Source organism: Rhizorhabdus sp. GW822-FHT03C02 (assembly GCF_058801765.1).
In genome coordinates this window covers 1-18,421 of sequence record NZ_JBXANN010000010.1, presented here as the reverse complement: position 1 = coordinate 18,421, position 18,421 = coordinate 1, and the positions used below count along the sequence as shown (strand labels likewise).

Below are 18,421 nucleotides of genomic sequence, written 5' to 3'. Positions count from 1 at the left end.
CTCATAGCACTTCGTCCATGCCATCATTTCGCAAAAGCGAATGGGAGGGCGGGATGAGCGAGCTGGTCGTATCGACGATGGCGGGATCGGTCGAAGGCGGTGTGTCGGGCGGCGTCCGCCGCTGGTTCGGTGTCCCATATGCCCAGGCCGAGCGCTTTGCCGCGCCGCAGCCGCCAACGCCCTGGCAGGGCATCCGCTCGGCGCGGACGATGGGCCGGCAATGCCCGCAAATGTACGGCAAGTCGGCGAAGCAGGCGCGCACCGCCGCGCCCGATCATGGCGAGGATTGCCTCGCGCTCAACATCTGGGCGCCCGAGGGTGGCGAGCCGGGGCCCAAGCCGGTGTTCGTCTGGATCCATGGCGGCGCCTTCGTCGCTGGCAGCAGCAACCCCTATGACGGGTCGGCGCTGGCCGCGCTCGGCGACATGATCGTCGTCACCATCAACTACCGGGTCGGGGTGCTCGGTTTCGTCAATTTCGGCGAGGCGCTGGGCCTGCCGCAGATCCCGGGCAATCTCGGCCTCCGCGACCAGATCGCAGCGCTCGAGTGGGTCCGCGACAATATCGCCGGTTTCGGCGGCGATCCGGGCCGGGTGACGATCGCCGGCCAGTCGGCCGGGTCGATGTCGATCTCGCTGCTGATGCTGTGCCGTCGGGCCTGGCCGCTGTTCCACGGCGCGATCATGCAGAGCGGCGCGGTCAGCCTGATCCACGACCGCGAGCATAGCCGCCGGCTCGCGCGCCGCTATGCCGAATTGCTCGGGGTCGACCAGTCGGGGCTCGACCAGCTCCGGACCATGGACCTCACGCGATTGTTCGAGGCGCAGGCCAAGGTCGGCGAGGAGGAGCGCAACGGCATCCCTGCGGCGCCCTGGTATGACGGTGATCTGCTGCCCGCATCGCTCGCCGACGCGCATGCCCATCCGACCGCGCCGGTGCCGCTGCTTGCCGGCGCGACCCGCGAGGAAATCAGGCTGTTCGATCTGATGCCGGGCGACATATTGCCGACCCGCTGGGACGATCTCGAATTCATCCTGCGCATGCAATTGCCCGCCGACCAGGCCGAACGGGTGATCGCCGCCTATCCGCGCACCAAGCAGGGGCGGCGTGCGCTCGCCAGCGACCTGACCTTCGCGATGCCGACCCGCAACTTCGCCGAACGCCATGCCGCCGCCAACCCGACCTGGTATTATCGCTTCGACTATGCGCACCCGATCGCCGGCGCCACCCACGGCCTCGACCTCACCCTCGCCTGGCCGTTCAGCGGTCTGAAGATGGCGCTGGTCCGCGGCGGCCCAATGGCGGGGCGCCGCGCGGCGCTCGGCGATCGCATGCGCCGCCAGCTCGCCCATTTCACCCGCCATGGCCGCGCCGCGCCCGACTGGCCCGCCTATAGCGCCGCCAGCCCGCAGGTGCGGCTGTTCGATCTCGAGGACCGGACCGTCGAAAATCCCGACGCCGACCGCTTCGCCGCCTGGGCCGGCCGCGACGTCGCACCAGCTGCGGCGATCGGCCTGAAGACTTAGAGTGTGTCCTGATGAGATTGATCAGAACACACTCTAAATTGTCTTTGTTTGCCGTGATTTCCGAGCCGGCAGATATTCTACCTGCCTCGAAATCACTCTAGCCGGAGAGCGCCGCCGGCCCATCGGCCGGCGCGGCGACCAGGATCGCCGCGCGCGCGACCTTGGCGGTCACCGGCGTCTTCGCCAGCACCTCGCCGTCGATCGAGATCTTCATCGGCGGACGGGTCTCGACCCTGATCTCGCGGCCGTGAAATTCGACGGTGGTGTCCTTGCGCGCCTTCAGCCGCAGCCAGCTCGCGAACCAGCTCCAGCCGAGCTGCATCGGCGACTTGCCGATCACCGCCTGGACGACGATCTCGCCGCTGGCGACATCGGCGTCGTCGACCAGTTCGACTCCGCCATGATAAGGGCCGTTGGCGATCCGCACCTCGAGCGCCTTCATCGTCTCGGTCTTGCCGTCGATCGTCACCGCCAGCACGAACGCCTTGAACTTCATCGACTGGTAGGTCGCCCACAGCAGATAGCCGATCCGCCCGAGCGTCTTCTTCAGCATCGGCGGGATATGGCTGCCGATCTTGGTCGACAGGCCGATCGCGGCGCAGTTGCAGTAATAATCGTCGTTGATCATCCCCAGGTCGATCCGCCGGGCCTTTCCGCCCGCCAGCACCCCGATCGCGCCGTCGAGGTCGAGCGGTATGCCGAGGGTGCGGGCGAAGCTGTTGGCGGTACCGAGCGGCAGGATTCCGAACACGATGTCGGTTCCGACCAGATGGTCGACCGCGCAGGACAGCGATCCGTCGCCGCCGCCGACGATCAGCATCGGCGGCTTCTTGGCGACCGCCGCGGCGACCAGTTCGTCGAGCGTGCCGGGTTTGCGGATCGCCTGCACCTCGATCAGGTCGATCCCGGCCGCGCGAAGCTTCGCCTCGGCCTGGTCCATCTGTTTCTCGCCCTGTCGCGATTGTGCATTGATGATCAGGATCGCGGATGTGGGGAGCGGGGCAGGGTCCATGCGCGCTGAACGCGCCAGAACCGGATCGGATGCAGAACGATCTTCGCGATTGCAGATTTCGTGGGGCCGGGCGTGCGCGGCTTTGAAACTGCGGCCGCGCCGTTTAGACAGCGCGCCATGACTCATGCAGCCTTTCCCTCGCTTCGCCTTCGCCGCCCGCGCCGCCATGCCTGGAGCCGCGCGATGTTCGCCGAGAATGTCCTGACCCCGGCCGACCTGATCTGGCCGCTGTTCATCGCCAATGGCGACGAGATCGAACCGATCGCGGCGCTGCCCGGCGTGTCGCGCTGGCCGTTGTCGCAGATCGCCGACCGCGCGCGCGAGGCGAAGGCGGCGGGCATTCCGTGTCTTGCCCTGTTCCCCAACACCCCGCGCAGCCTGCGTTCGGACGATGGCCGCGAGGCGCTCAACCCCGACAATCTGATGTGTCGCGCGATCCGTACGATCAAGGACGCGGTCCCCGACATCGGCCTGCTCACCGACGTCGCGCTCGATCCCTATACCAGCCATGGCCATGACGGGCTGGTCGACGCGGCGGGCCATGTCCTCAACGATCCGACCAGCGAGATCCTGGTCGGCCAGGCGCTGGTTCAGGCCGAGGCGGGAACCGACATCGTCGCCCCGTCGGACATGATGGACGGCCGGGTCGGCGCGATCCGCGCCGCGCTCGAGGCCGGCGGCCATGTCGACGTCCAGATCATGGCCTATGCCGCCAAATATGCCTCGGCCTTCTACGGCCCGTTCCGCGACGCGGTCGACACCCGCGGGCTGCTCAAGGGCGACAAGAAGGGCTATCAGATGAGCCCGTCCAACGCCGAGGAGGCGCTCCGCGAGGTCGCGCTCGACCTCGCCGAGGGCGCCGACAGCGTGATGGTCAAGCCGGGCCTGCCCTATCTCGACATCGTCCGGCTGGTGAAGGAACGGTTCGAGGTGCCGGTGTTCGCCTATCAGGTGTCGGGCGAATATGCGATGATCGAGCATGCGGTCGCCGCCGGCGCGGGCGACCGCGACGCGCTCGTCCTCGAAACGCTGATGGCGTTCAAGCGCGCGGGGGCCTCGGGGGTGCTCACCTATCATGCGCTCCACGCCGCCCGGCTGATGGGCGCCTGAGCCTGTGATCGAAACCGATCGCCTGCTGCTGCGCCGCTGGCATGACGGCGACCGTGCACCCTTTCATGCGATGGGCAGCGACCCGTCGGTGATGGAATATCTCGGGCCGCTCGTCTCGCGGACCGAAAGCGACGCCGCGATCGATCGCCAGAACGGCTTCATCGACGATGTCGGCCATGGCTTCTGGGCGGTCGAGCGCAAGGCCGACGCGACCTTTCTCGGCTTTTGCGGGATCAAGCCGGGCGCGCTCGGCACTCCGATCGAGGGCAAGGCCGAAATCGGCTGGCGGCTCGCCGCGGCGCATTGGGGCCAGGGCTATGCCCGGGAAGCGGCGCAGGCCAGCCTCGACTGGGGCTTCGCGCATCTTGCCGATCCGACGATCTGGGCGATGACCGTGCTCGGCAATGTCCGGTCGTGGGGACTGATGGAACGGCTCGGCATGATACGCCGCCACGATCTCGACTTCGATCATCCGCAGCCGGGGCTCGAGGAGCGGCTGCGGCCGCACATCGTCTACAGCATCGACAAGCCCGGGACGCCGCGATGATCTCGAAAGACACGACGATCCTGCCGCATGGCGGGGTGGCGCCGAAGATCGATCCGTCGGCGTTCGTCGCCGCCGGTGTGCGGGTGATCGGCGATGTCGAGATCGGCGCCGAAAGCAGCCTGTGGTACAATGTGGTGGTGCGCGCCGACGTCGAACGGGTGCGGATCGGGGCGCGCACCAACATCCAGGACGGCAGCGTCATCCATGTCACCACCGGCCTGTTCCCGACCCTGATCGGCGACGATGTGCTGGTCGGCCATCTCGCGATGCTCCACGGCTGCACGATCGAGGATCGCGGTTTCGTCGGGCTCGGCGCGATCGTCATGGACGGCTGCGTGATCGAGGAAGGGGCGATGCTCGCCGCCGGTGCGATGCTCACCCCGAACAAGCGCATCCCGCGCGGCCAGATGTGGGGCGGGCGGCCAGCGGTCTATATGCGCGATCTCCGTCCGCAGGAGGTCGCCAACCACCAGGCCGGGGTCATGGGCTATGTCGAGCTGGCGCGTCGCTTTCGCGCCGAGCTTGCCGGCCTCTGATTCGGCCGCGCGAATCAGCCCGCGGGCTGGATCGCCGCCATGCTCGACCGCGCGGCATCGTCGAGCGCCTGCACCTTGAGGGCGAGCGCCTCGATCGCCTGCTGGCGGGTGTCGTCATTCTTCGCCACCGCTTCCTGGCGCAATCGGTCGAGGTCGGCGAGCGTGGATCCGATCGGCGCGCGCGCGGCATCGACCGCGCTATAGGCTTCCTGCGCGGCGACCCAGTTTTCCGATCCGGCGGCGGCGTTGCGGCCTTTTTCGATCGTCGCGCGCTGGGCGGCGAGCGCGGCCTGGAAGTCGGCATTGGTCGAATCGGCGGCGGCGGCGATCTTGGCAAGGTCGCCGGACAAAGTGGGCAGCCCTTCGGCGACCGGCGGCGTCGCCGGCAGCGCAGCGGCGGGCGTTTCGGCCATGGCCTTTTCGATCGGCCTTGGCGCGAGCGAGGGATAGCCGCGGACATTGCCCGCGCAGGCAGCGAGCGAAAGCGCGGAGAGGGCGATCAGGCCAAGCCGGGGTGCGAAAATCATGGCCTGCTCTATGCCGCGCAGATTTCTTGCGCAACGGGGTTGCGTCCTGCGCCGCTCCCGACTAGGTAGCCCCCCACGCCACGCCCGTTCCGACGGGCCGTCGGCGGTGATAGGGGCTTTTCCTCGGAAAAACCCTTTGAATACAGAGTGCGCCCGTAGCTCAGCTGGATAGAGCATCAGACTACGAATCTGAGGGTCGGACGTTCGAATCGTTCCGGGCGCACCAGTATTTTCCCATCGCCGATCGGCTTGCAGCGACTCGCCGCCAATCTGACGCGCCGATCGCGCTCATCCCATCATCCCCGTCCGATACCAGCGCCGCAGCACCGGCAGCCGGGTCAGTTCGCAGCCGCATGTCCGGCAGCGGCTGTGCTGGAGGCCGCTGGCGTCGGTGACGACATCGGCGGTGGGCACATGCTCGCCGCGCCGGCAGGCGCGCGGGGCGGCGAGAAAATCATGCGCGCGGGTGCTGCGCTTCGTGCCGACTTTGCTCAGATCTTCGCTATTGGCCATGGGAACCTCCGACGACCGGCCATAACCGGGTCGGTCCGCCGCGCGGCTGGCGGGAAGGTTAAACTTTGGTCATGCGGATTTCGGGGCTTGCAGACGTTACCAACTTGTAATGCTCAGGGCATCTTCCCGACAGCCGTGCGGGTGTAGACAGGTTTTCGTCACCGGTGCTTTCCCCCTTGCCGGTGACCTCTCGGCGACGTCCGGCCGCTTTCCCCCTGCCGCCGGACGTCGCATCCTTTTCAGATGCCAGCGACGATCGATCCATCCGTCCCCCAAGGTGCCGCGTTCGTCTTCGCGGCCTGACAGCGGAGGCGCGAGACGCGCCCGCCATGTTCGGTTAGCATCGTCCGGCGATGGACGATTTCCTGCCCAGTCTCGGTACAAGCTATGTCCTGCTCGAATGGGCCATCCGCATCCTGATGCTGGTGGTCGTGCCGATGCGCCGTGCCGCCGCGGCGACGCGCAGCTGGCTGCTGCTGATCTTCTTCCTGCCGATCCCGGGTCTGCTGCTCTACCTCGCGATCGGCCGGCCCCGGTTCCCCGCATGGCGCATCGCTCGGCTCGAACGGCTGGCGCCGGTGATCGCGGCGCTGGCCGATCGCCTGGCCATAGCGGCGCCACCCGATCTTCCGCGCTCGGGCGACCAGCTTGCCAGCCGGCTGGGCGCGCTCCCCCCGGTCGGCGGCAACCGGGTCGATTTTCTCGACGATTATCGCGGCATGATCGCGCGGCTCGTCGCCGACATCGATGGCGCCCGCGATCATGTCCGGCTGCTCGTCTATATCTTCGCCGACGATGCGACCGGGCGATCGGTGATCGCCGCGCTCGCCCGTGCGGTCGCGCGCGGTGTCGCCTGCCATGTGCTGCTCGATCCGGTCGGCTCGCATCGCTGGGCCAAAGGAACGATCGCACAACTGCAGGCCGCGGGGGTCGAGATCCGCCAGACCCTGCCGTTCCGCTGGCTGCGCGGCCGCACCCGCCGCGACATGCGCAACCATCGCAAGCTGTTCCTGATCGACGGACGCATCGGCTATGCCGGATCGCAGAATATCGTCGATCCCGATTTCCGCCCGGGCATCATGAACCACGAACTGGTGCTCCGGGTCGAAGGCCCGGCGGTTGCCGAGATGGCGGCGATCTTCCTGATCGACTGGTATCTCGAGACCGAGCATCTGCTCGACGAGTCGCCCGTGATCCCCGCGGCCGATGGCACGGCGATCGCCCAGGTGCTGCCGAGCGGCGCCGACTATCCGCTCCAGGGGTTCGAGACCCTGCTGGTCTGGCATATCCATGCCGCTCGAGCGTCGGTCACGGTCACCACCCCCTATCTCATCCCCGACGAGGCCCTGCTCGGCGCGATGCGGACCGCGGTGCTGCGCGGCGTGACGGTCGACCTGATCGTATCGGCGGTGGTCGACCAGCCGCTCGTCGGGCTGGCCCAGCGTTCCTATTATGACGAGTTGCTGCGCGCCGGAGTGCGCATCCACCGCTATCGCGATGCACTGCTCCACGCCAAGAATGTCGCGGTCGACGGTGCGCTGGCGGTGGTCGGGTCGAGCAATGTCGACATCCGCTCCTTCCAGCTCAACGAGGAGGTCAGCCTGCTGCTCCACGATCCCGACAGCATCGCCCGACTCGCGGCGATCCAGCGCGGCTATATCGCGCGCAGCGACCTGCTCGATCTCGCCGGCTGGCGTGCCCGGCCGCGCTCGGTGCGGCTCATCGAGAACATGGCGCGGATGGTGAGCCCCCTGCTTTAGGCAGCGACGCATAATCGGCGAACGGGATGTCGAGGACATTGGCCACCGCGCGCACCACATCGGCGCAGGTGAACGGCTTCTGGAGGAACAGGCTGTCGGGCACTCCCTGATGCGCCCAGTCGTGCGCGCTGTCGCCGCTCATATAGATGGCGGCGATCCCGGGCGAATGGCTGCGCGCGCAGCGCACCACGTCCCAGCCGGTGACGCGCCCGCCCAGGCGGATGTCCGATATGATCGCGATGAAGCGGCGCGATCCCATGATGTCGATCGCCTGCGCCGCGCTGGCGGCGACCACGACGTCATGACCGGCGTCGCGCAGCGCCTCGGCGAGCATCTCGCGAATGGTGGGTTCGTCCTCGACCAGCAACAGCGACCGGTGGGTAAGCGGTAAGCAATGCGACATGTACGTCTTTCCAGGAACAAGCAGGCCAGGAACAATCGGGCAGGTTGATGGGAACAGCGGTCATGCGGCCCTTCGTTCGGGGTCGTTTGCGGCTGCGGGCGGAATGGCGGTAAGCGGTGGGTAGGCGACCGGCGTCATCGCGGTCGGGCTGCCGATCAGCAGGTTGAGGTCGCGCATCGCGCGGACCAGGCCCAGCCCATGCGGGGCGGCGATGTAGCGCGGCTCCCAGGCGGGGGCGAACTTCTCCTTATAGGCGCGCAGGCCCTTGAAGCCGTAGAAGCGCTCGCCGTGCCGGAACAGCATCGACCCGGCCTTGGCCCACAGCGGCGCGAGCCGCCGGCCCTCGATCCCCGACAGTGGCGCCAGGCCCAGCGAGAAACGCTGATAGGCTTCGGCGCGGCCCCACAGCATCAGGCTGACGAACAGATAGTCCATCACCCCCGGCGGCGATCCTTCGGCGTGGCGCATCAGGTCGACCGACAGCTCGCGCTTGTTGGCGGTCTTCCAGATATTGGCGAAGGCGACGATCCGGCCTTCGACCCGCACCACCGCGACGTCGAAGCGGGCGATATAGGCGGGGTCGAAGCGGCCGAGGCTGAACGCCTTCTCGCGCTGCCCCTTGGCGTGCAGCCAGGTGTCGGAAATCGCAGCGAGCTCGGGCAGCAGCGGCGCGACCTGGTCGGCCGGGACCACCGCGAAGCTCGCGCCCTCGCGAACCGCACGGCGTTCGGCATGGCGCAGCGAGCGCATCCGCGGGCCGTCGAGCGCGAAATCGGCGAGGTCGATGATCGCCTCCTCGCCATATTTGACGATCTGGAGGCCCAGCTCGATCGCCAGCGCGAGCATGTCGGCGCTGACCTGGTAGAGCATCAGCCGGCCCTGCGCGGCGTCGGCCATGCCGCGGATCGTCCACAGCAGTTCACGCCACGCGGTGCGCGCGCCGACCGGGTCGGCCATCACGATCCAGCTCGATCCCCGCACCTGGTACATCAGGAAGGATTCGCCGTCCTCGGCGACCAGGAAGCGCTTGTCGCCGGTCAGCGCCAGCATCGCATCGGTGCGCTCGGCCAGGTCGAGCGCGGTCTCGACCTCGGCCGGGATCGGCGTGGGTGACAGACGCTGCGAACCCGGCGAGAGCAGCCGCCAGCTCGTGGTGCCGATCAGCAGCACCGCGGCGCCCAGGCACGCGCGCAGGTAGCGCGATGCGTCGCCATGGAGCGCGAAGTCCCACCACAGCGCATTCTGATAGGCGACATGCTTGTAGGAGAAGAGCCCGACCCAGATGGTGAGCCCGCCGATCGCGGCGATGCTCGCCAGCCAGGACGGCGAGAAGGGGCGGGTGGTGAAGGCGGTGGTGCGATAGAAGGCCGGCCGGGTCCATTGCAGCAGGCCGGCGATCGTCAGGCAGACGATCGCCTCCTCATAGTCGATGCCCTTGGCCAGCGAGAAGGCGGCGCCGGCGATCAGCAGCGCGCGCGCCGCCACGAATGCGCCGTCGAGCCGGCGATAGAGGCCCGGCGCCAGCAGCAGCAGCCCGCTGCCGACCAGGCTCGCCGCGAGGTGCGAGGCCTCGATGAACGGCAGCGGCACGATCGCGTGCAGCGCGTGCAACCGCTCGGGAATGCCGGGGGTCGATCCCGATAGCAGCAGGATCGCTCCGCCGGTGAACGCCGCGGCGCTGAGCAGCAGCGGCGCGAAGCCGCTGGCGATGCCGCGGATCCCGGCGAGCGACCGCGCTAGCCGATGCTCGCGGCCTTCCTGGATGCCGAGGGTGAGGATGCCGAGCAGCAGCGGCAGGACATAATAGAGGATGCGATAGACGATCAGCGCCGCGGCGAGCGCCGGCCGGTCGGCGGGCACGGTCGCGATCACCACCGCCTCGAACACGCCGAGCCCGCCCGGCACATGGGTGATGATCGTCGCGATGATGCCCAGCGCATAAGCGAGGATGAAGCTCGGCAGCAGCGCCGGGTCGGCGCCGGGAATCAGCAGGAACAGCGCCGCGCCCGCCGCCGCCAGGTCGATCCCGGCGATGCCGATCTGGCCGATCGCGATCCGCGCGCCCGGCAGCGGCATCGTCCAGCGTCCGAAGCCGATCGATCGCGGTCCGATCGCGCACAGCAGCACGAACCCCAGGGTCGCGGCGATGATCGCGGCGCCGATCGCGTGGGTCGCGGTCGGCGAGATCGTGACGTCGCCCAGCGTCATCGCGCCGCCATGCGCGATCATCGCGATTCCGGTGATGGCGAGCACGCCCATCCAGAAGGTGGTGCCGGCGATCGCGACGACCCGTGCGACGTCGCCTGCGTCGAGGCCGGCCCGGCTGTAGATGCGATAGCGCGCCGATCCGCCGGTCACCAGCGACAGCCCCAGATTATGGCTGATCGTGTAGCTGACGAACGAGGCGAGCGCGGCGGTCCGCCAGGGCAGCGGCCGGCCGATCACGCGCAGCGCGAGCACGTCGTAGAAGGTCAGCGCGAAATAGCTGATCGCGGTGCAGGCCAGCGCCAGCACGATCTGCCGCCGCGCGATCGCATGGAAGGCGGTGCGGACGTCGGCGGGGTGGAGGTCGGTGGTGAGCGCGTGGAGCGCGGTGAAGCCCAGCGCCACCAGCACCGCGATCAGCGCGACCGAAACCAGCGCGCGGTGGCGGCGCAGCGATGCGATCAGCTCATGCATTGGGAAGCTTCTCGATGCGCTGCCAGACCTGCGACTTGCAGAGGAAGCCGCCGATCAGGCAGCCCTGCACCTTGAGCGCGGTCGGGCTCAGTTCGGTGATCGTCGACGAGAAACGATGTCCCATGTCGGGGACGAACACCGATCCCGACCAGCTCGCGGGGCTCTCGCTGCGATAGTCCGACAGCAGTTCGATCCCGATCAGCCGGTCGATGCCGCTGTCCCGGGCATCCTGCTCGGCCTCGGGGCTCGCCCAGACGATCCAGCCGCACAGCCGGTTCTGGCACGCGCCGGTGCGCACCGCGACGGTGCCGTGCGGGTTGAGCCACAGGCCATCGGGCGATTGCGGCGGGGTTTGCGCGATCGCGGGAGCGGCCGCGGCAAGCGCGCAGGCGGTGAGGATCGAGATCAGGCGGTGCATGCGATATCCCCTGTTGATGACGGCGTCCGGATTAGGACGCCGCGGATGGAGCGGCGGTGGGCGCCGGCTGAACTATTGGTAATGTGCGGCAGCGAGCGTCTGGCGGACGCGCGGGGCGATCGCCGCGAACAGCCGGTCGGCATCGAAATCGAGCATATGGCCCCCGGGCAGCGCGCGTTTCTCGACATTCGTGCTGCGCAGCAAAGGACAGAGGCTGTCGGTCTCTTCGGCGCCCTGGATGCACAATATCGGCATCCAGTCGATCGGCCGGCTCGTGCTGATCGCCGGCGATCCGTTTTCGCCGAAACCGAAAATCTCGCCGGGCGAGGCCCGGAACAGGGTGGTGTCGGGCGGGACCACGAGCACGGTCATCACCAGCCGCTGCCGCAGCTCCGGTGCAACCGAGGCGAGCGAGGCCTGCAGCATGTCGGCGCCGAAGGACTGGCCGACCAGGATCAGCCGCTGCGTGCCCGGCACCGCCAGCGCGCGGACGATCGCGGTATCGAGCAGCCGTGCGGCATCGTCGGCGGTCCGCTCGGTGCGGAAATAGCGCAGGCAGTTGACGCTCACCACCGGCATCCCGGTCGCGGCGAAGCGCTCGACCAGGCTGCGTCCCATGCCGATCCGCGGCCCCATGTCGCTCGACAGGAACAGCACGGTCGTGCCTTGCTCGGTCGGCAGCGGCGATCCGGTCGCCGGCGTGACGGCGATCACCGTGCCGCCCAGATAGCCGATATAGGCGAGGAAGCCGGCGATCATCGCGATCCCGGCGACCAGCGCGAACAGCAGCGCCCAGGCCGCCCGCATCGCCGCGACCGGGTGCCGATAGGCGATCAGTGCGGTCGCCATGGCCGCGCGGAAAGACAGGAGGGAACAGGGTGGCGCATCGACATATCCCGCTATTACGATGCGGTCGAAATGCCTTGCTGCGCCCTGCGGCGTGATGATCGCCGCATTACCATTTGGTCATCTTGCGCCCATCCCCGCATGAGATGGCATCGTCTATACAGAGACCGACGATAAGGAGATTGCATGGCAACCGATCCGCTTCACGCCCTCGCGCGCACCCTGCTCGGCAAGGCCCATCACAGCCTCGATCCCGAGGAAGCGAAGGTGCTGCGCGGTATCGAGGCGCGCATGCCGATCGCGCAGGACGCGGCCGACGTTGCCGACGAGCGTGCGACCTTCGGCGAGCGGTTGTCCGACCGGGTCGCCGCGGTCGGCGGCAGCTGGGGTTTCATCATCGTCTTTTCGGTGGTGCTGTTCGGCTGGATGCTGCTCAACAGCCGGGTGCTGTCGCACTGGGGTCTCGCCTTCGATCCCTACCCGTTCATCTTCCTGAATCTGGTGCTGTCGACCGTCGCCGCGGTGCAGGCGCCGGTGATCATGATGAGCCAGAATCGTCAGGCAGGTAAGGACCGGCTCGCCGCCAGCCTCGATTATGAGGTCAATCTGCGCGCCGAACTAGAGATATTACGTATTCACGAGAAGCTTGACCTGGCGATCACCGAACGGCTTGATCGCATAATTCGCGCGCTCGACGCGCATCATGAGGACTGATGTGAGCAAATTCCTGTCCTGGGCCGGTTGGGCGGTGATCGCCTGCGCGATCATGGCGGCGGTCGTCGTCGTCCATGCGCTGACCCGCCCACCGCATCGCCCCGAGGCCGTGGTGGCGCAGGCGCTGCCGACCGGCGCGACGCTCGACAGCGTCGACGGGCCCGACGGCCCTCATCTGATCGTCAGCAGCCTGCAGACCGCCGGGCCCGGTGACGCCGCCGGCCTGCGGGTCGGCGACGAGATCGAGGATGTCGACGGCCTGCCGGCGCCGACCCTCGGCGCGTTCAACAAGGATGTCGCCAGCGGTTCCTACCAGGTCGTCGATCTGCGGGTCCGCCGTGGTCGTCGACTGCTCGACATCCATCTGCCGCGCCACCCGGGCGCCACCGCATGAGCCAGCGCATATTGCTGATCGAGGACGATGCCGGCACTGCCGACTTCGTCGCGAACGGGCTCACCGAACATGGCTTCGTCGTCGACCGCGCCGACAATGGCCGCGACGGGCTGTTCCATGCCACCGATGGCAGCTTCGACTGCGTGATCCTCGATCGCATGCTGCCCGGCATGGACGGGATGGCAGTGCTCGGCGCGATGCGCGCGGCCGGCATCGAGACCCCGGTGATCGTGCTGTCGGCGATGAGTTCGGCCGAGGACCGGATCAAGGGGCTCGAAAGCGGGTCGGACGATTATCTGACCAAGCCGTTCGCCTTCGCCGAACTGCTCGCGCGGGTGCGGCTGCTGATCCGGCGCGGGCAAGGGCGAGGTGCCGCCCCCGAGACCAGATTGGCCTGCGACGATCTCGAAATGGACCTGCTCGCCCGCAAGGTCCGGCGCGGCGGCCAGCCGGTCGACCTGCAGCCGCGCGAATTTCGCCTGCTCGAATATCTGCTGCGGCATCTCGGCCAGGTCGTGACCCGGACGATGCTGCTCGAAGGCGTGTGGGATTATCATTTCGATCCCGGCACCAACGTCATCGACGTCCATGTCAGCCGGCTGCGCAAGAAGATCGACGAGGGCCATGCCCGCCCGCTGCTCCACACCGTGCGCGGGTCGGGCTATCGGTTCGGCGTGGACGCTTGATTCGCGTGCGCTTCGCGCGATCGACCACCTTCCGTGTCGCCGCGCTGGTCTTCCTGTTGCAGCTCGCCGGCGCGGCGCTCCTGCTGTTCACCGTTCATGAACTGACCCAGGACCAGATCAACGACGAGGCGCAGGTCCAGGCCGAGGATCTGCGCGACACGCTGTTGCCCGCCTATCGCGGCCGGGGCTTTGCCGGGCTCGTCACCCAGGTCGCGGCAGCGGCGGCGGCGGGGCGCTCGCCCGGTTCGGTGCTGCTGCTGGTCGATCGGGCCGGTCGGCCGGTCGCGGGCAATCTCGCCGACTGGCCGCCGTCGCTGCCGCCGGGAACCGCGGTGGCGACGGTCGAACTGTTTCGCATCGGCCGCGACAGCTCGGAGACGATGCGGCTGGTCGCGACCCCGCTGGAGGGCGGCGGCCGGCTGCTGACCGGCCATGTCATCGAAAGCGAGCTCCGCTTCACCATCGTCCTCGAAGAGGCGATGGTGAGCGCGCTGGCGGTCGCGCTGGCGCTGGCGCTGTTCGCGGCGTGGAGCCTGGCCAAGCTGATCAACGACAAGCTGCAGGCCACCGTCGCGACCGCCGATGGTGTCGCCGCCGGCGATCTCGATCATCGGGTCGGAAGCGACGAGAGCGGCGATGCGTTCGACGCGCTCGGGCTGGCGGTCGACCGGATGCTCGATCGGATCGCCGGGCTGATGAGTGAGCTCAAGATCGCGACCGACGGGCTCGCCCATGACCTGCGCTCGCCGCTCACCCGGCTGCGCTCGACCCTCGAACGCGCACTGGCGGCGAGCGAGGGCGACGATGCGCGGGCGGCTGTGGTCCGCGCGATCGAGGAGGGCGACCGGCTGCTGGCCATGCTCGACACCGCGCTCAGGATCAGCCGGGCCGAGGCGGGGCTCGGCCGCGAGGCCTTCGTAGACACCGATCTGTCGGCGATGGTCGAGGACATGGTCGAGGTCTATGGCCCGCTCGCCGAGGACAAGGGCTTCATGATCGAGGCCGATGCCCCGCCGGGAGTCACTGGGCATGTCCACCGCGAACTGCTCGGCCAGGCGCTCGCCAATCTGATCGACAATGCCCTGAAATATGGTGCCGGACGCATCCTCGTTTCCGCCCGGCGGCAGGGCGGCGAGGTGATGATCGCGGTGGGCGATGATGGCCCCGGCATTCCCGAGGCGTCCCGGCCCGAGGCGCTGCGCCGCTTCGGCCGGCTCGACAGCGCGCGGACCCAGACCGGCGCCGGCCTGGGCCTGTCGCTGGCGGCGGCGGTCGCGCGGCTGCATGGCGGGCGGCTCGCGCTGGCGGACAATGCGCCGGGGCTTTGCGTCCAGCTCCATCTGCTCGCGGACCCGGTCGAACCAAGGATTACCGATAGTTAATCGCACGCTCACCCGCCGCGAAGGCGGGGCGCGCTAGACGGACAGCCTGACGATCATCAGGGGAACTGTCCGATGCGCGCATGGCTGACGAGATTGACGACCATCGCGGGGCTTGGAGCGCTCGCCTTGGGGTCGATGATTCCCCGTGCCTTGCCGGCCCAGGCACCCCGTCCCGCATCCGTCGCCCAGCCTGCCGCGCCGGTGCCTGTCGCTGCGCTATCTGTCGCTCCGCCATCTGTCGCCGGCCAGCCGATCCTGACCGACAGCTTCCATTTCGCCCAGCTCGGCGAGGTGGCGACCTATCGGCCACAAGCGAAGATTCGTGGGGTCGCGCTGTTCCTGTCGGGTGATGGCGGCTGGAATCTCGGCGTGGTCGACATGGCGAAGGCGCTCGCGGACCAGGGCGTCGCGGTGGCCGGCATCTCGACCCCGGCGCTGCAGAAAAGCCTCGAGGTCAATGGCGACGCATGCGTCAATCCCAACTTCGCGCTTACCGCGCTCGCCCAGGATTTCGAGCATCGGCTGGGGATGGCGGGCTATGTGAAGCCGATGCTGGTCGGCTATTCGTCGGGCGCGACGATCGCTTATGCGGCGCTCGCCCAGGCCCCCGGCGGGACCTGGCGCGCCGCGCTGTCGCTCGGTTTCGGCCCCGATCTCGGCGGCACCAAGCCATGGTGCAAGATCGCCGGGGTCACCGCGTCGCGGATCGCCAAGCCCGAGGCGGGATGGCTGTTTTCGGCGGCGCCGCATCTGCCGGCGCCATGGGTCGTGTTTCAGGGATTGCAGGACCAGGTCGTCGATCCGGTGCAGGCGCGGGCGTTCACCGCGCACATCCCCGAGGCGCGGCTGATCGAACTGCCCAAGGTCGGCCATGGCTATTCGGTCCAGGCCAATTGGGTGCCGCAGTTCCAGGCGGCGGTCGCGCCTCTGCTCGATGCCGCGACGCCTGCGCCGGTGTTGCCCGCGTCGGGCAGCGTCGCCGATCTGCCGCTGACGATCGTCGCCGATCCGGCCGCGCGTCACAGCGACGTGATGGCGGTGATGTATTCGGGCGACGGCGGCTGGGCAGGGATCGATCGTGACGTCGCCGCGCGGCTGGCGGCGGCTGGGGTTCCCGTGGTTGGCGTCGACAGCCTGCGCTATTTCTGGAACGCGAAGACCCCGGCCGGCGCCGGACAGGATGCCGCCCGCATCGTCGCCCATTTCGCGCCTGGCTGGCACCGGTCGAAAGTGATCTTCATCGGCTATTCCTTCGGTGCCGACGACCTCGCCTATATCGTCGGCAATCTGCCGGCAGGTGTTCGGCCGATGGTCGCGCGGGTGAGCATGCTCGGGCTCAGCGGCACCGCCGATTTCCAGTTCCATCTCGCCTCCTGGCTCGACATCGATGGTGACAGGACGCTGCCGACCGCGCCCGCGATCGCCCGGCTGCGCGGGACGGACATGCAGTGCGTGCGCGGCGAGGCGGAAAAGGACAGCGCCTGCCCGGCACTGCCGGCGGGCCTGGTCACCCAGATATTGTTGCCCGGCGGTCATCATTTCGGCGGCAATGCCGATATCGTCGCCGCCGCCCTGCTCAAGGGAGTCGTCGCATGAAGATGCTGCTGCGAATCGCGGTAGCCGTCGGACTGCTGGCCGCCGCCCTGACCGGCTATTGGGCGCATCTCGGCTATTTCGGCGGCGACGTCTATGTGCCGGTCAGGGCGAAAGGGCGCCCCGCGCCGGGGCTCGACGGGATCGCGGTCGTGATCGTCTCGGGCGACATGGGCTTCCGCACCGGCATGGGGCCGCAGATCGGCGCGCGCTTCGCCGATCATGGGGTGCCGGTGCTCGGGATCGATTCGCTCGTCTATTTTCGTCAGCGCCGTACCCCGGCCGAAATCCGGGGGCTGATCGCCGACGCGGTGCGGCGCGGACTCGCCTTCGGCCATGCCCGCAGACTGGTGCTGATCGGCCAGTCCTTCGGCGCCGACATGGTCCATGTCGGATTGACTGGCCTTCCGCCCGCGCTGCGTTCGAAACTGGCGATGGTGGCGCTGGTCGTGCCGACCGACACTGTCGACTATCAGGCGTCGCCGCTCGAACTGCTCGATCTGGTCAGGCCCGACGCCCCGGCGATCGCGACCGGCCGGCAGCTGACCTGGGTGCCGACCGTTTGCATCCAGGGCCGCGACGAAACCGACAGCCTGTGCCCGATGCTGACCGCACCCAATGTCCGTAAGGTCGCGCTGCCGGGCGGCCACCCGCTCCACCGCGACGCCGACGCGCTGTTCGGCGCGCTCACCCAGGCAATCTCTACGGCGGTTCCCGCCCAACGATAAGGATATTCCCCATGCTCTGGAAGGCGATGACCGCCGCCGCATTCATGCTGGCGGCAATGCCGGCTTTTGCCCAGGATGTGTCGGGCCGCCCCGACGATCTCAAGATCGGCGGCGACCGTGTGTCGATCGGCATCGGGCTCGCGTCGAGCCCCGGCTATATCGGATCGAACCGGTCGACCCTGCTGCCGACCGCGGCGATCCAGGGGCAGATCTCCGGGGTCAGCTTCAACAGCTCGGGCACCGCCTTCTATGTCGATGCGATCCCGGGCAGCGGCAAGCCGGGCTGGAAACTCGAACTCGGCCCGCTGGTCGCGCTCCGCCTCGATCGCCATGGCCGCATCGGCGACGCCGCGGTCGCGGCGCTGGGATCGCGGAACGCCGCGCTCGAACTGGGCGGATCGATCGGCGTCCAGCGCACCGGCGTCATCACCAGCGATTACGACACGCTGAGCGCGAGCCTGTCCTGGCAGCATGACGTCACCGATGCCCATCACAGCTATGTCGTCAGCCCCGAGCTCGACTATGACACCCCGCTGTCCGAACATATGTTCGTCAGTATCTCGGCCTCGGCCGATTATGTCGGCCGGCGCTTCGGCGGTTATTATTACGACATCGATGCCGCCGGCAGCGCCGCGAGCGGGCTGGCGGCCTATGCCGGCGCCAACCATGCCGGCTGGAAGGACTGGAACCTCAGCGCGATGGCGGTCCACTCGCTGACCGGCAACCTGACCCATGGCTTCGGCCTGTTCGCGACCGGCGGCTATCAGCAGATCCTCGGCGCCTATCGCCGCTCGCCGATCGTCGAGGATGTGGGCAGCCCCGACCAGTGGAGCGGTGCGGTCGGCCTCGAATATACATTCTAGGCGGCTGACCTGATCCGGCAGGCTCTGTCATAGGGCGCTCCCCTCCCTCTGCGTCGCCCCGCACTCACATGGGGAGTTGTGGGTCAAGATGTCGTGTTAGGGTGACATGGATATTCTCCTTTGAAGCATCGGATGTAGGTCTGAGCCGGTTATGGAGACGCGGCCTAAGCCTGGTCCAACTCAC

At 68.3% G+C, this 18,421-nt stretch carries 19 protein-coding genes and 1 tRNA gene; 13 read left to right on the top strand and 7 right to left on the bottom strand.

Going from position 1 to position 18,421, the window contains the following annotated elements:
• Positions 1-53: 53 nt before the first annotated feature.
• Positions 54-1,526: a carboxylesterase/lipase family protein gene (locus AC1RM6_RS21620; RefSeq protein ID WP_493105013.1), complete on the top strand. Its 1,473-nt coding sequence runs from the start codon at positions 54-56 to the stop codon at positions 1,524-1,526.
• 97 nt (positions 1,527-1,623) lie between these two features.
• Here AC1RM6_RS21620 and AC1RM6_RS21615 read toward each other — a convergent pair whose 3' ends face one another.
• Positions 1,624-2,538: a diacylglycerol/lipid kinase family protein gene (locus tag AC1RM6_RS21615; RefSeq protein ID WP_493105011.1), complete on the bottom strand. Its 915-nt coding sequence runs from the start codon at positions 2,536-2,538 to the stop codon at positions 1,624-1,626.
• Positions 2,539-2,655: 117 nt separating this feature from the next.
• Here AC1RM6_RS21615 and hemB point away from each other — a divergent pair, with 117 nt between their 5' ends.
• The 3 genes from hemB to AC1RM6_RS21600 are packed head-to-tail and all read left to right on the top strand — an operon-like array spanning position 2,656 to position 4,731.
• Complete coding sequence (gene hemB, locus AC1RM6_RS21610; RefSeq protein WP_493105010.1) at positions 2,656-3,648, top strand: porphobilinogen synthase; 993 nt, start codon at positions 2,656-2,658, stop codon at positions 3,646-3,648.
• A gap of 4 nt (positions 3,649-3,652) precedes the next feature.
• Positions 3,653-4,195 carry a GNAT family N-acetyltransferase gene (locus tag AC1RM6_RS21605; RefSeq protein ID WP_493105008.1) on the top strand — a complete coding sequence of 181 codons (543 nt, stop codon included), beginning with the start codon at positions 3,653-3,655 and terminating at the stop codon, positions 4,193-4,195.
• Positions 4,192-4,731 carry a gamma carbonic anhydrase family protein gene (locus tag AC1RM6_RS21600; protein ID WP_493105006.1) on the top strand — a complete coding sequence of 180 codons (540 nt, stop codon included), beginning with the start codon at positions 4,192-4,194 and terminating at the stop codon, positions 4,729-4,731. Before AC1RM6_RS21605 ends, AC1RM6_RS21600 begins: the two co-directional genes overlap by 4 nt.
• 14 nt (positions 4,732-4,745) lie before the next feature.
• On the opposite strand, the gene AC1RM6_RS21595 is transcribed toward AC1RM6_RS21600, so the two are convergent.
• Positions 4,746-5,258 carry a hypothetical protein gene (locus AC1RM6_RS21595; protein ID WP_493105005.1) on the bottom strand — a complete coding sequence of 171 codons (513 nt, stop codon included), beginning with the start codon at positions 5,256-5,258 and terminating at the stop codon, positions 4,746-4,748.
• A gap of 149 nt (positions 5,259-5,407) precedes the next feature.
• Here AC1RM6_RS21595 and AC1RM6_RS21590 point away from each other — a divergent pair.
• Positions 5,408-5,484, top strand: a tRNA-Arg gene (locus AC1RM6_RS21590).
• A gap of 62 nt (positions 5,485-5,546) precedes the next feature.
• Here the strand turns inward: AC1RM6_RS21590 and AC1RM6_RS21585 are convergent.
• Positions 5,547-5,771: a hypothetical protein gene (locus AC1RM6_RS21585; protein WP_493105003.1), complete on the bottom strand. Its 225-nt coding sequence runs from the start codon at positions 5,769-5,771 to the stop codon at positions 5,547-5,549.
• Positions 5,772-6,124: 353 nt separating this feature from the next.
• On the opposite strand from AC1RM6_RS21585, the gene cls reads away from it, so the two are divergent.
• Positions 6,125-7,531 carry a cardiolipin synthase gene (cls, locus tag AC1RM6_RS21580; protein WP_493105001.1) on the top strand — a complete coding sequence of 469 codons (1,407 nt, stop codon included), beginning with the start codon at positions 6,125-6,127 and terminating at the stop codon, positions 7,529-7,531.
• On the opposite strand, the gene AC1RM6_RS21575 is transcribed toward cls, so the two are convergent.
• From AC1RM6_RS21575 to AC1RM6_RS21560, 4 genes are all read right to left on the bottom strand, one after another.
• Positions 7,491-7,934, bottom strand: a complete 444-nt coding sequence (locus tag AC1RM6_RS21575; RefSeq protein WP_493105000.1) for a response regulator — start codon at positions 7,932-7,934, stop codon at positions 7,491-7,493. The two genes, cls and AC1RM6_RS21575, sit on opposite strands and share 41 nt — an antisense overlap.
• A gap of 60 nt (positions 7,935-7,994) precedes the next feature.
• Positions 7,995-10,613: a bifunctional lysylphosphatidylglycerol flippase/synthetase MprF gene (mprF, locus tag AC1RM6_RS21570; protein WP_493104998.1), complete on the bottom strand. Its 2,619-nt coding sequence runs from the start codon at positions 10,611-10,613 to the stop codon at positions 7,995-7,997.
• On the bottom strand, positions 10,606-11,031 hold the full coding sequence (locus tag AC1RM6_RS21565; RefSeq protein WP_493104997.1) for a DUF2147 domain-containing protein: 426 nt from the start codon (positions 11,029-11,031) through the stop codon (positions 10,606-10,608). Before AC1RM6_RS21565 ends, mprF begins: the two co-directional genes overlap by 8 nt.
• A 72-nt stretch (positions 11,032-11,103) precedes the next feature.
• A complete protein-coding gene (locus AC1RM6_RS21560; RefSeq protein ID WP_493104995.1) occupies positions 11,104-11,880 on the bottom strand; it encodes an AcvB/VirJ family lysyl-phosphatidylglycerol hydrolase in 777 nt (258 codons plus the stop codon).
• A gap of 183 nt (positions 11,881-12,063) precedes the next feature.
• Between AC1RM6_RS21560 and AC1RM6_RS21555 the strand changes: the two genes are divergently transcribed.
• The 7 genes from AC1RM6_RS21555 to AC1RM6_RS21525 all read left to right on the top strand — a co-directional run bounded on the left by AC1RM6_RS21555 (position 12,064) and on the right by AC1RM6_RS21525 (position 18,237).
• Entirely contained in the window at positions 12,064-12,591 is a 528-nt protein-coding gene (locus AC1RM6_RS21555) for a DUF1003 domain-containing protein (RefSeq protein ID WP_493104993.1), read from the top strand.
• Position 12,592: 1 nt separating this feature from the next.
• A complete protein-coding gene (locus AC1RM6_RS21550; RefSeq protein WP_493104991.1) occupies positions 12,593-12,985 on the top strand; it encodes a PDZ domain-containing protein in 393 nt (130 codons plus the stop codon).
• A complete protein-coding gene (locus AC1RM6_RS21545) occupies positions 12,982-13,671 on the top strand; it encodes a response regulator transcription factor (protein WP_493104989.1) in 690 nt (229 codons plus the stop codon). Before AC1RM6_RS21550 ends, AC1RM6_RS21545 begins: the two co-directional genes overlap by 4 nt.
• Before the next feature lie 5 nt (positions 13,672-13,676).
• A complete protein-coding gene (locus AC1RM6_RS21540) occupies positions 13,677-15,053 on the top strand; it encodes a sensor histidine kinase (RefSeq protein WP_493105384.1) in 1,377 nt (458 codons plus the stop codon).
• A 201-nt stretch (positions 15,054-15,254) separates the two neighbouring features.
• A complete protein-coding gene (locus tag AC1RM6_RS21535; protein WP_493104987.1) occupies positions 15,255-16,649 on the top strand; it encodes an AcvB/VirJ family lysyl-phosphatidylglycerol hydrolase in 1,395 nt (464 codons plus the stop codon).
• Positions 16,646-17,374 carry an AcvB/VirJ family lysyl-phosphatidylglycerol hydrolase gene (locus AC1RM6_RS21530; protein WP_493104985.1) on the top strand — a complete coding sequence of 243 codons (729 nt, stop codon included), beginning with the start codon at positions 16,646-16,648 and terminating at the stop codon, positions 17,372-17,374. Before AC1RM6_RS21535 ends, AC1RM6_RS21530 begins: the two co-directional genes overlap by 4 nt.
• 11 nt (positions 17,375-17,385) lie before the next feature.
• Positions 17,386-18,237, top strand: a complete 852-nt coding sequence (locus tag AC1RM6_RS21525; RefSeq protein ID WP_493104983.1) for a MipA/OmpV family protein — start codon at positions 17,386-17,388, stop codon at positions 18,235-18,237.
• The last annotated feature ends 184 nt before the right edge of the window (positions 18,238-18,421 follow it).

Coding starts and splice junctions, on each gene's coding strand:
- AC1RM6_RS21545 (WP_493104989.1), top strand. CDS start 12,982: ATGAGCCAGCGCATATTGCTGATCGAGGACGATGCCGGCACTGCCGAC.
- AC1RM6_RS21585 (WP_493105003.1), bottom strand. CDS start 5,771: ATGGCCAATAGCGAAGATCTGAGCAAAGTCGGCACGAAGCGCAGCACC.
- AC1RM6_RS21530 (WP_493104985.1), top strand. CDS start 16,646: ATGAAGATGCTGCTGCGAATCGCGGTAGCCGTCGGACTGCTGGCCGCC.
- mprF (WP_493104998.1), bottom strand. CDS start 10,613: ATGCATGAGCTGATCGCATCGCTGCGCCGCCACCGCGCGCTGGTTTCG.
- cls (WP_493105001.1), top strand. CDS start 6,125: ATGGACGATTTCCTGCCCAGTCTCGGTACAAGCTATGTCCTGCTCGAA.
- AC1RM6_RS21565 (WP_493104997.1), bottom strand. CDS start 11,031: ATGCACCGCCTGATCTCGATCCTCACCGCCTGCGCGCTTGCCGCGGCC.
- AC1RM6_RS21555 (WP_493104993.1), top strand. CDS start 12,064: ATGGCAACCGATCCGCTTCACGCCCTCGCGCGCACCCTGCTCGGCAAG.
- AC1RM6_RS21575 (WP_493105000.1), bottom strand. CDS start 7,934: ATGTCGCATTGCTTACCGCTTACCCACCGGTCGCTGTTGCTGGTCGAG.
- AC1RM6_RS21620 (WP_493105013.1), top strand. CDS start 54: ATGAGCGAGCTGGTCGTATCGACGATGGCGGGATCGGTCGAAGGCGGT.
- AC1RM6_RS21525 (WP_493104983.1), top strand. CDS start 17,386: ATGCTCTGGAAGGCGATGACCGCCGCCGCATTCATGCTGGCGGCAATG.
- AC1RM6_RS21595 (WP_493105005.1), bottom strand. CDS start 5,258: ATGATTTTCGCACCCCGGCTTGGCCTGATCGCCCTCTCCGCGCTTTCG.
- AC1RM6_RS21615 (WP_493105011.1), bottom strand. CDS start 2,538: ATGGACCCTGCCCCGCTCCCCACATCCGCGATCCTGATCATCAATGCA.
- AC1RM6_RS21600 (WP_493105006.1), top strand. CDS start 4,192: ATGATCTCGAAAGACACGACGATCCTGCCGCATGGCGGGGTGGCGCCG.
- hemB (WP_493105010.1), top strand. CDS start 2,656: ATGACTCATGCAGCCTTTCCCTCGCTTCGCCTTCGCCGCCCGCGCCGC.
- AC1RM6_RS21560 (WP_493104995.1), bottom strand. CDS start 11,880: ATGGCGACCGCACTGATCGCCTATCGGCACCCGGTCGCGGCGATGCGG.